The organism is Duganella sp. GW822-FHT06D06 (assembly GCF_058799615.1).
This window is the reverse complement of sequence record NZ_JBXALQ010000030.1, coordinates 1-12147: the sequence shown is the minus strand read 5'-3', so window position 1 is coordinate 12147 and position 12147 is coordinate 1. Positions and strand designations below refer to the sequence as shown.

Below are 12147 nucleotides of genomic sequence, written 5' to 3'. Positions count from 1 at the left end.
TACCTGTCTCAGGCAACCATCGATACCGCGTGGATGGCCTGGGATTCCGGCTGGTGATCCACCATGGAATGCAGATGGCCGTCTTGCAGCTTGACGATGCGGTCGGCACAGTCGAAATAGCCGTCGTCGTGCGTAATCACGACCACGGTCTTGCCGCGCGCCTTCAGGTCCGGCAGCAGGGCCGTGTAGAAGATGCGCTTGAATACCGGGTCCTGATCCGCCGCCCATTCGTCGAACAGATAGATCGAGCGGTCTTCCAGATAAGACGAGATCAGGGCAAGACGTTTGCGCTGGCCGCTGGAGAGGTTGATCGTCGAGAATTTGCCGTCGTTGACCTTGACCTTGTGCGACATGCCGAACTCATTGACATAATGAGAGGCGCGGTCGCTCAGGTCGGCTTGATTGGTCGACATCAGTTGTTCGAACAAGTGGAAGTCGGCAAAGACTGCGGAGAAATGGGCGCGGTAGGCGTCGGCCGTGGCCGTGGTCACGACCTCGCCGTTCAGCAGAATCTGACCCTGTTCCGGCGCATACAATCCCAACAGCACCATCGCCAGGGTGGTCTTGCCGCTGCCGTTGCCGCCGACGATGAACAGGATCTCGCCCTGACGTATGGTCAGATCGATCGGGCCCAACATGAACTGGGCATCTTCCGTCGCCGATGGATAGAGATGGGAAACGCCGCGCAACTCCAGATGATTGAAGCCGTCGTTGGAAGATGGGCGGCCCGGCAGCAGATCCTGGCCGTCCTCGATCAAAGACCCCTCCAGTTGACGAATTTTCTTCAAGGCGATACCGGCCTGATGCACTGTAGGCATCATGGTCGTCAGCTCGGTAATCGGCCGCACCAGGTATAACAAAATCAGGGTCGCGGTGGTCATGACGCCGGCGCCATGCGAGAGCCAGTGCGGCACCACAAACAGCACCATGCCGATCACCAGATAGAACAGCGCCGTGCCGATATTGTTAATCACGGTGTAGCCGCTCAGACCGCGGATATACGACGAGCGGAATTCATCGGTGGCCGGCGCGATGACCTTATCGACGAAAAACTCCCCCCGTCCCCGGTTGAGTTTCAACTCCCGGCTACCTTCAATCAGGTTACGGAAATGCGTGTACAGCGTGTCCATATGCCCCCGCACCTTCGCCAATTGCTTCATGGGAACGCTTTCGGCCAGCATATACAAAGGAACGCACACCGCCAGCGACAGCGCGAAGAACGCGAACAGCTGCCAGGACAACCACGCCATATAACCGAGGCAGGTAGCAATAATGATGCCGTTGCCCAGCGCCGCAGGCAGCAGCACAAAGGCGCCAACCACCATTTCAATGTCGTTGGTCAAAATGACCAGCAGGGCGGGCTTCCCCATTTCCTGCAGCTTTTTCAACGGCGTCGCCAGCAGCCTGCGGCTCAGATCCACCCGCAGCCGCGACACCGCGCCCTGGGCCGTGCGCATCAAGGTAATTTCAGCGCAGGACTTGGTGGCCAGCTGGAGCGCGCACAGTCCGAAGAACATCGTCCCCAGGGTGACGAAATCGCCTTCGCCGGCGACGCCCTTGCTGATGACCGTGACCAGGGCCGCGCCGCACAGCCCGGTGATGATGCCGCAGATCGTCGCAAACAATAGTTTTTGCCAGGATTGCTGGTACATAAAAGATAACAGATTCATTACAACACTCCGAAAATGATGTGGAAAATACAAGAGATCGCAATAGTAGAAAATGGCTGGATTGAGTCACTCACTTCTGGACATCGACCTCCAATAAGATGTTTTCCGGCGAGATTGAAAGGATGGCATCTGAAATGGCAGATCCCAGGCTAATAACATTCGGCATTTCCATCATGCTCAGATGGTCTCCCTCGATTCGATGTACCCGTAATTGCGAGCCCAGTATTTGGTCCCAGCCGAGTTTAGGATCGATCAACATGGATTCGAGCGCGGCAAATTGCTCGACCCGTATATCGATAGGCAGTGCCTGGTAATTCAGTACGGCGTGCATCATTCCGCTTTGAACCGCCAGGTATTGTTTCAACGTGTTTTCCTCCAGGCCGGTGCGGTCGGTCATGTCCGCATAAACCAGGGCGAATAGCGCGTCAAAATCGCTTACCTTCTTCAATTTCTTCAATTCTTTTTTCGTATATCCATTGTCTTCCAGCAAGATCAGCACATGGGCAAGGCGCACATTTTCCAACGAATAGTCACCCTGCCGTTTTCCCCACAGATCGATGCGGGCCGCCAATCTGCTGCGATCATGGTGGGCATCGATCAAGCCCAGGAAATCGACGGTTTCATTCGCCTGCAACAGTTGATGCGCGATTTCATAGGCGATCAAGCCACCGGCCGACCATCCTGCGACGCAATACGGTCCGCTTGGCTGCAGCGCACGCATGGCCTGGATGTACAACGCCGCCAGCTCCGCAATCGTGCTCAAAGGCTGCTCGCCCGGTCCGAAACCAGGCGCGGTAATGCCATATACCGGTATGTTGGCATTTATCCAAGGGGTTAGGCTACTGACATATGTGCTAGTTCCTCCGATCTCATGAACGACAAATAACGGGGCGCGGCTACCGCTTTCGCGGAAGGCCGTCAGGGTGGGATGGTGCTTGCGCACCGTCGCACGCCTGACCAGCAGGGCGAAATCGGCCAGTGTCGGATGGAGGAATAGCTCGGCCAACGCCAGGTCCACGTGCAAGGTTCTGTTGACAATCGACATCAGCTGGACCGCCAGCAGCGAATGGCCGCCCAGATCGAAGAAGTTGTCGTGGCGACCGATCATCTCCCGCCGCAGCACACCGGCCCAGATCGCCGCGAGGGTCTGCTCCACCTCGTCCTGCGGCGCCTCATAAGCGCGCAGGACATAGGCGTCGCTGTCCGGCGCCGGCAGCGCCTTGCGGTCCAGCTTGCCGTTCGGCGTCAGCGGCAGCGCCGCCAGCGGCACGAAGGCCGACGGCACCATGTAGTCTGCCAACTCGGCCGACAGCGCCGCGCGCAGTGCCGCCGCGTCCGGCGCGTGGCCATCCTGCGCCACGACGTAGGCCACCAGACGCTTGCCGCCAGCCTGGTCTTCGCGCGCCAGCACCACCGCCTCGCGTACGCTGTCGAGGCGTGCCAGACTCGCCTCGATCTCGCCCAGCTCGATGCGGAAGCCGCGGATCTTGACCTGGAAGTCGTTGCGGCCCAGGTACTCGATATTGCCGTCCGGCAGATAACGGCCCAGATCGCCCGTCTTGTACATGCGAGCGTCCGCTTCCGAGCTGAACGGATCGCGCAGGAAGCGCTCCGCCGTCAGGTCGGGACGGTTCAGGTAGCCGCACGCCACGCCCGCGCCACCGATGTACAGTTCGCCCGTGGCGCCGATCGGCACCGGTTGCAACTGCTGGTCGAGGATATACACCTGGGTGTTGCCGATCGGACGGCCCAGCGGAATGCTGCGCCCCCCCACCACCTCGCCGACCCGGTAGGTCAGCGCGAAGGTGGTCGTCTCGGTCGGACCGTAGCCGTTGAGCAGGTTGTGCGGCGCGTTCTCGCGCAGCACTTTCCCGATCACCTGCGGATCGAGCGCGTCGCCGCCCACAACCAGGTAGCGCAGCTGTGGCAGGTAATCCGCCAGCGCGCCGGCATATTGGTTGAACAAACCAACCGTCAGCCACATCACGTTGACGCCCTGCCGTGCCAGCGTCGCCGCGAAGCGGGCCGGCTCGAGCAGCGTCGCCTGATCGATCACCACCAGGGCGCCGCCGTTCAGCAAAGGTCCCCACACTTCCATGGTGCTGGCGTCGAACGCTGGATTAGCCGCGAACGCGACCCGGTCGTTGGCCAGGAATTCCAGATAGCCGTTGTTGATGACCAGCCGGCTGATCGCCCGGTGCGGCACTTCCACGCCTTTCGGCGTTCCGCTCGAACCCGAGGTGTACATCACATAGGCCACGGTGCCGCCGTTCGCGCTTGCGGCCCGGTTGGCCGCGCTGCACTGGGCGATGCGCGCATCGCCCACATCGACCAGGGCAACGGTATCCGGCACCGGCTGATGTCCTGTGCCCAGCACCAGTTTGGCGTTGCAGTCGGCCAGCATCAAGGCCTGGCGCGGCAGTGGCAGTACCGCATCCAGCGGCACGTAGGCGCCACCCGCCTTCAACACCGCCAGTTGCGCGACCACCAGCGCGATCGAGCGTTCCAGCGCGATGCCCACATAGTCGCCATCGACCACGCCTTCGTCACGCAGACGGTGGGCCAGGCGGTTGGCCATGGCGTTCAGGTCCGCGTAACTCACTTGCTGGTCTTCGAAGATCAATGCCACCGCGTCCGGCGCGGCTGCGGCCTGCTGTTCGAACAGCTCGTGGATCGCGCTATCGTGCGGATAGCTCAGTTGGGTGTCGTTCCATCCCACCAGAACCTGCTCGCGCTCGGCGGCCGGCAGCACGCCCAGCGTGCGCAACGCAGTCGCCGGTGCGCTTTCCAATGCGGTCACCAGTTGCTCCAACGCGGTGTGCAGGTAGGCGCAGACCCGTCCGGCGTCTATGCCGGCACTCACCTGCGCCGTCAGCTGGAAGCCCGTACCGAAGTCGTCCACCGACATCGTCAGCGGATAGTTGGTACGCTCTTCGCCGGTTTGCATTTCCATGCCTTGCCAGCTCGCTTGCGCATCCAGCTCCTCGGCGGAAGCGGCATGGCTGTAGCGGAAGTTGAACAGCGACGAGAACAACGGCGCCGGCGCAGCGACACCGCTGCAACGCTGCGCCAATGCCAGCGAAGCGTGTTCGTGCCGCATCAGCTCGGCCAGCAGCGTATGGGTGGCCAGCACACTCTCGCGCACCGAACAGGCGCCCACATCCAACCGCAACGGCAGCGTATTGATGAACATGCCCAGCGTGCGGTCCGCGCCGGCGCCGCCCTGCATCCGGCCGAACATCACCGTCCCGAACACCACCGCTTCGCGGTCCGAGGCTTTCGACAGCACCTGCGCCCAAGCCAGGTGCAGCACGGAAGCCGCGCTCACGCCCAGGCCGCGTGCCTGCTCGCGGATACGCGCCGCCAGCGCCGCATCGACTTGGCGCCGCTCCTCGCCGATCAGGCTGCCGTCACCCTGCACGTCGAGCAGGCCGAAAGGCGCCGTGGTGTCGTCGATGTCGCCCAGCAGTTCACGGAAGAAGTGCTCGTGCTCCGCCTGCGATACCCCCAGGCGGGCCTGCGTCACGTAATTGCGGAACGGCAGCGCCGGCGCCAGCGTTTCACCTTGCAGCGTCGCCCGGATCTCATCGATCAGGATTTCTATCGTGGTGTGATCCATCGCCAGATGGTGATTGAGCACTTGCAGCAGCCAGCGTCCGTTCACTGGATCGTACGCGTAGAAGCCGCGCAGCAGCGGCGCCTCGCGCACATCGATGCGGTAATGGCGTGGGTCGTAGCGCTCCGCCAACTGCGCGGCGACGTCGCCCTCCTCCACCGCCACTTGCTCGACCTGCAACGGCGCGTGGCGCCAGACGACCTGCAGCGGCGAATCCAGTCCTTCCCACAGCACGGCCGTGCGCAGGATGTCGTGGCGTGAAATCACCGTTTGCAGCGCCGTCAGGAAACCGTCGAGCCGCTCGCGGTTGTCGAAACTGATCTGGCTAGGCAGCAGGTAGGCGTCGCCATTCTGGCTCATCAGGTGATGGAACAAGATCCCTTCCTGCAGCGGCGCCAACGGATAGATATCCTGGATGTTGGCCGCGCCGCCCGGCACCAGGGCCGCCACGCGGTCGATCTGCTCTTGCGTCAGGTCGATCAACGGCAGCATCGCCGGCGTGATGTGCTCGCAACCGTCCGCGATGCCATTCGGCGGCACCGCCACTTCCTGTCCGCCGTGTCCCACCGCCAACGCCAGGCGGGCGATATCGGGCGTACTGAACAAGGCACGCACGTCGGCCTGCAAACCGGCCTGGCGCATGCCTTCGATCAGGCTGACCGCCAGCAGCGAATGGCCGCCCAGCTCGAAGAAGTTGTCGTGACGGCCTATCGTTTCGCGTTGCAGCACCTTGGACCAGATCGCCGCCAGCGCCTCCTCGATTTCGCCTTGCGGCGCCTCGTAGGCACGTTGGAGGTAAGCGTCGCCCTCCGGCGCCGGCAGCGCCTTGCGGTCCAGCTTGCCGTTTGGCGTCAGCGGCAAGGTCGCCAGCAGCACGAACGCCGACGGCACCATGTAATCGGCCAGCTCGCTTGCCAGCGCCGCGCGCAGTTCGGCCGCGTCCGGCGTGTAGCCGTCGTGCGGCACCACGTACGCCACCAGGCGCTTGTCGCCCGGCTGGTCTTCGCGCGCCAGCACCACCGCCTCGCGCACGCTGTCGACGCGCGCCAGGCGCGCCTCGATCTCGCCGAGCTCGATGCGGAAGCCGCGGATCTTCACCTGGAAGTCGTTGCGGCCCAGGTACTCGATATCGCCGTCCGCCAGATGGCGGCCCAGGTCGCCCGTTTTGTACAGGCGGCCGTCCTGGCTGAACGGATCGCGCAGGAAGCGCTCCGCCGTCAGCTCGGGACGGTTCAGGTAGCCGCGCGCCACGCCCGCGCCGCCGATGTACAGCTCGCCCGTCACGCCGACCGGCACCGGTTGCAACTGGGCATCCAGAACATAGACCCGTGTATTGGCAATCGCGCGGCCAAGCGCGACCGCGCCAGGCTGTCCGACCACGCAACGATGCAGGGTGGCGCATACCGTCGTTTCGGTCGGACCGTAGGCGTTGAACAGCTGATAGCGATCCGCCCAACGGTCCGCCAGCGCACGTGGCATCGCCTCCCCGCCGACGATCAAGGTCTTCAGCTCATCCAGGTGCGCGTCATACGGCAGCGTGGCGAGCACGGCCATCGGCAAGCTGACATGGCTGATACGGCGGGTTTTCAATGTCGCCAGCAAAGGTTCGCCTGGCAGCAGCCCATCCGGCGTCGAAAGATGCAGGCTGGCGCCACTGCACAGCGCCATCATGATCTCGGAAATGCAGACGTCGAAGCTCAGCGAGACGAATTGCAGCACGCGGCTTTCCGGACGCACGTCGAAGGCCGCGATCAGTCCCCGCGTCAGGTTGCACAGACCGCGGTGCAGATTCATCACGCCCTTCGGTTGTCCGGTCGAGCCCGAGGTGTAGATGATGTAGGCCAGGTGATCCGGCAGCAGGCCGGTGTCGGCCGCGTCCAGATTGGCTGGCGACTGCGCGCTCCAATCTCCCGCCGCATCCAGATCGATGACGGTACATCCATCCATCGCCAGCGAAGCGATCAGCTCGAAGGTCGCACCATGCGCCAGGATGGCCGCCGGGGCGCTGTCGGCCAGCATATACGCCAGGCGTTCGGCCGGATAGGCCGGGTCCAGCGGCACATAGGCGCCGCCCGCCTTGAGCGTGGCCAGCAGCGCGACGATCATCTCCACGCCGCGTTCCAGGCACAGCGCAACGCGCACGTCGGGGCCGACGCCGATACCGCGCAGATGACGCGCCAGGCGGTTGGCCCGGGCGTTCAACTCCGCATAGCTCACGTGCTGGTCTTCGAACACCAGCGCCACCGCGTCCGGCGTGGCCACCACCTGCTGTTCAAACAGTTCGTGGATCGCGCCATCCTCGGGATACGCAACCTGGTTGTTGTTCCAGCCCTGCAGCACCTGCTCGCGTTCGGCTGCGGACAGCAGCGGCAGGCTGACCAGGGTTTGCTGGGTGTTCGCGACCATCGCGACGAGCAGGCTGCGCCAGTAGCTGAGATGGCGCTCCATCGTCGCACGGTCGAACAGCGCCGTCGCATATTCCAGTCCGCCCACGATCCGGCCTTCGGCTTCCTGCAGCGCCAGGGTCAGGTCGAACTTGGCGACATTGCCCTCAGGCGCCCCGATCGCCTCCATGCTCAAGCCGGGCATTTCCAGCGCGCCTTCCGGCGCGTTTTGCCAGACAAACATGGCCTGGAAGATCGGCGCATGCGCCATGCTGCGCGGCGGCTGCACGATTTCGACGATCTGTTCGAACGGCAGATCCTGATGCTGCTGAGCACCCAGCACCTGCTGTTTGCTTTGCCGCAGCAAGCCTTCCACCGTCAACTCGGGCGACAGCTCGAAGCGCAACGCCAGGGTATTGACGAAGAAACCGATCAGGCTTTCCGTCTCGGAGCGGTTACGCCCGGCGACCGGACTGCCGATCACCACATCGCTTTGGCCGGACAAGCGCGACAACAGCGCGGCCCAGCTGCCCAGCAACAGCATGTACAGCGTCACGCCGTGGCGTTGGCTGAGCGTTTTCAGTTGCGCCGTCAGTTCGGCGTCCAGGCCCAAATCAAGGGTGGCGCCCGCGAAGCTTTGCACCAGCGGACGGGGACGGTCGCTCGGCAGCTCCAGCAAGGCGGGTATGCCCGCCAGCGTGCGCTTCCAATACGCCGCCTGGCTCTGCTGACGCTCGCCGGCCAGCCATTGACGCTGCCAGCTGGCATAGTCGGGATACTGGATCGGCAAGGCCGGCAGCGGATCGAGCGTGACGTCGCTGCCTTCCTCGCAATAAGCACCATACAGCGCACTCACTTCATTGAGCAGAATACCCATCGACCAGCCGTCGGAAATGATGTGATGCATGGCGACAAACAGCACATGTTCCTGTGCCGACAATTGCACCAGGCTTCCCCGGATCAGCGGACCGCGCTCCAGGTCGAACGGCGCGTCGGCCTGCTGTGCCAACGCCTGCGCCAGCGCGCCCTGCACATCGTCGCTCGCTTGCAGATCCAGTTCCTGCAGCGCAAAGCCGATGTTCTCGTCTGCAATCAGTTGCACCACCTGTCCATCGACCTGGGCGAACGTGGTGCGCAATGCTTCGTGGCGCGCCGTGATCCGGTTCAAGGTCGCAATCAGGGCTGGGCGGTTCAACTCGCCGCTCAGCTGGACGCCGCCGGTGATATGGTAGGTTTCACTGACGCCATCCATTTGCGCCAGGAACCACAACCGCTGCTGCGCGAACGAGAGCGCGAGCGGCGCGCCGCGGTCGGCCAGCGTAATCGGCGACAACGCGGAATGACCTGTCTGGCCGATGACCTGAGCGAACGCGGCCAGAGTGGGTTGGTTGAACAATTCGCCCAACATCACCTCAATCTGCAGGCTGTGGCGTATGCGGGAGAGCAATTGCACCGCCAGCAGCGAATGGCCACCCAGCTCGAAGAAGTTGTCGTGACGGCCTATCGTTTCGCGTTGCAGCACCTTGGACCAGATGGCCGCCAGCGCTTCCTCGATCTCACCTTGCGGCGCCTCGTAGGCACGTTGAATGTAGGCGTCGCCCTCCGGCGCCGGCAGCGCTTTGCGGTCCAGCTTGCCGTTTGGCGTCAGCGGCAAGGTCGCCAGCAGCACGAACGCCGACGGCACCATGTAATCGGCCAGCTCGCTTGCCAGCGCCGCGCGCAGTTCGGCCGCGTCCGGCGTGTAGCCGTCGTGCGGCACCACGTACGCCACCAGGCGCTTGTCGCCCGGCTGGTCTTCGCGCGCCAGCACCACCGCCTCGCGTACGCTGTCGACGCGCGCCAGGCGCGCCTCAATCTCGCCGAGCTCGATGCGGAAGCCGCGGATCTTCACCTGGAAGTCGTTGCGGCCCAGGTACTCGATATTGCCGTCCGCCAGATGGCGGCCCAGGTCGCCCGTCTTGTAGATGCGGCCGCCATCGCTGAACGGATCGCGCAGGAAGCGCTCCGCCGTCAGTTCGGGACGGTTCAGGTAGCCGCGTGCGACACCCGCGCCGCCGATGTACAACTCGCCCGTCACGCCGACCGGCACCGGTTGCAGCTGCGCATCCAGGATGTAGGTCTTCAGATCGGGAATCCGGGTGCCGATCGGGCTCGCGCCCAGGTGCAGCGTATCGGCCTGGGACAGCGGACGGTAGGTCACGTGCACCGTGGTTTCGGTGATGCCGTACATGTTGATCAACTTGGTCTGCGCCTCGCCGTTGCGGGCATACCATGGCGCCAGCATGCTCGTTTCCAGCGCTTCGCCGCCGAAGATCACATGCCGCAAGCTATGGCTGCGCTCGCTGTTCGCCTGCGCGGCGATCAATTGCCGGAATGCGCTCGGCGTCTGGTTCAAGATCGTCACGCCGGTATCGCACAGGGTGCCGTAGAACTCGTCCGGCGAACGGGCCGTTGCCAGCGGGATGATCACCAGCCGGCCGCCGTACGCCAACGCGCCCCAGATTTCCCACACGGAGAAGTCAAAGGCGAACGAATGGAACAGGCTCCAGCTGTCTTGCGCGCTGAAATGGAACCAGGCATCCGTCGCGTGCAGCAGGCGCAGCACGTTGCGGTGCTCGATCATCACGCCTTTCGGTGCGCCGGTCGAGCCCGAGGTGTAGATGATGTAGGCCAGGTGCTCCGGCAGCAGGCCGGTTTCGGCCGGGTCCAGATTGGCCGGCGATTGCGCGCTCCAATCTTCCTGCGCGTCCAGGTCGACGACCGGACCATTCACCGCCAGCGAGACGATCAGCTCGGAGGTCGGACCATGGGCCAGGATGGCCGCAGGCGCGCTGTCGGCCAACATATAGGCCAGGCGCTCGGACGGATAAGCCGGGTCCAGCGGCACGTAGGCGCCGCCCGCCTTGAGCGTGGCCAGCAGTGCGACGATCATTTCCACGCCGCGCTCGAAGCACAGCGCGACCCGCACGTCGGGACCGATGCCGAGGCCGCGCAGATGGCGCGCCAGGCGGTTGGCCCGGGCGTTCAGTTCCGCGTAGCTCACTTGCTGGTCTTCGAACACCAGCGCCACCGCGTCCGGCGTGGCGGCAACCCGCTGCTCGAACAGCGCGTGGATCGCACCATCCTGCGGATATGCCTCGCCTGTCTCGTTCCACGTCAGCAGCACCTGCTCGCGTTCCGCCGCCGGCAGCACAGCCAGCGTACGCACCGCGGTTTCCGGCGCGCTTTCCAGCGCCGTCACCAGTTGCTCCAGTGCGGTGTGAAGATAGGCGCACATCCGTTCCGCATCCATGCCCGCGCTCACTTGCGCCGTCAGCTGGAACCCCGTACCGAAATCGTCCACCGACATCGTCAGCGGATAGTTGGTGCGTTCCTCGCCGGACAGCACCTCCATGCCATCCCAGGCGACGTTGGAATTTTCCTCCGTGTGCGCTTCGTCCTGCGCCGAGTGGCGGAAGTTGAACAGCGCCGAGAACAGCGGAGCCGGCGCCGCCACGCCGCTGCAGCGTTGCGCCAGCGACAGCGACGCGTGCTCGTGACGCATCAAACCGGCCAGCACCGCATGGGTCGCCAGCACACTCGCGCGCACCGAGCGTCCATCCACATCCAGCCGCAACGGCAGCGTGTTGATAAACATGCCCAGCGTACGGTCCGCACCCTCGCCGCCCTGCATCCGGCCGAACAGCACCGTGCCGAACACCACCGATTCGCGGCCCGACGCCTTCGCCAGCACCTGCGCCCAAGCCAGGTGCAGCACGGAGGCCGCACTGACGCCCAAGCCGCGCGCCTGTTCACGGATACGCGCTGCCAGCGCCGCGTCGACTTCGCGCCGCGCTTCGCCGATCAGGTTGCCATCGCCTTGCACGTCAATCAGGCCGAACGGCGCCGTCGTTTCGTCGATGTCGCCCAGCAGCTCGCGGAAGAAACTTTCGTGTTCCGCCTGCGACACGCCCAGCAAGGCCTGCGCCACATAGTTACGGAACGGCAGCGCCGGCGCCAGCGCTTCGCCTTGCAGCGTGGCCTGGATTTCGCCGATCAGGATCTCCAGCGTCGTATGATCGACGGCCAAATGATGCGCCAGGATCTGCAGCAGCCAGCGACCTTGCACCGGATCGTGCGCATAGAAACCGCGCAACAGCGGCGCTTCGCGTACGTCGATGCGGTAATGACGTGGATCGTAACGCTCCGACAACTGCTCGGCGACGTCGCCTTCATCCACAACCACTTGTTCCGCCTTAAACGGCGCATCGCGCAAGACCACTTGCAAGGCAGCGTCCAATCCTTCCCACAGTACGGCCGTGCGCAGGATGTCGTGGCGGGCAACCACCGATTGCAGCGCGGACAAGACACTGTCCAACTGCTCGCGGCTGCCGAAACTGAGCAGAGTAGGCAACAGGTAAGCATCGCCGTTCTGGCTCATCAGGTGATGGAACAAGATCCCTTCCTGCAGCGGAGCCAACGGATAGATATCCTGGAT

General features: G+C 63.9%; 2 protein-coding genes. Both read right to left on the bottom strand.

The window, feature by feature from the left end; all coding sequences use genetic code 11:
- Positions 1-8 precede the first annotated feature (8 nt).
- Positions 9-1670: a cyclic peptide export ABC transporter gene (locus AC1RMD_RS30140; RefSeq protein ID WP_492932358.1), complete on the bottom strand. Its 1662-nt coding sequence runs from the start codon at positions 1668-1670 to the stop codon at positions 9-11.
- 70 nt (positions 1671-1740) lie between these two features.
- Positions 1741-12147 (bottom strand): non-ribosomal peptide synthetase (locus AC1RMD_RS30135; protein ID WP_492932356.1); only part of this gene is annotated, 10407 nt, incomplete at its 5' end.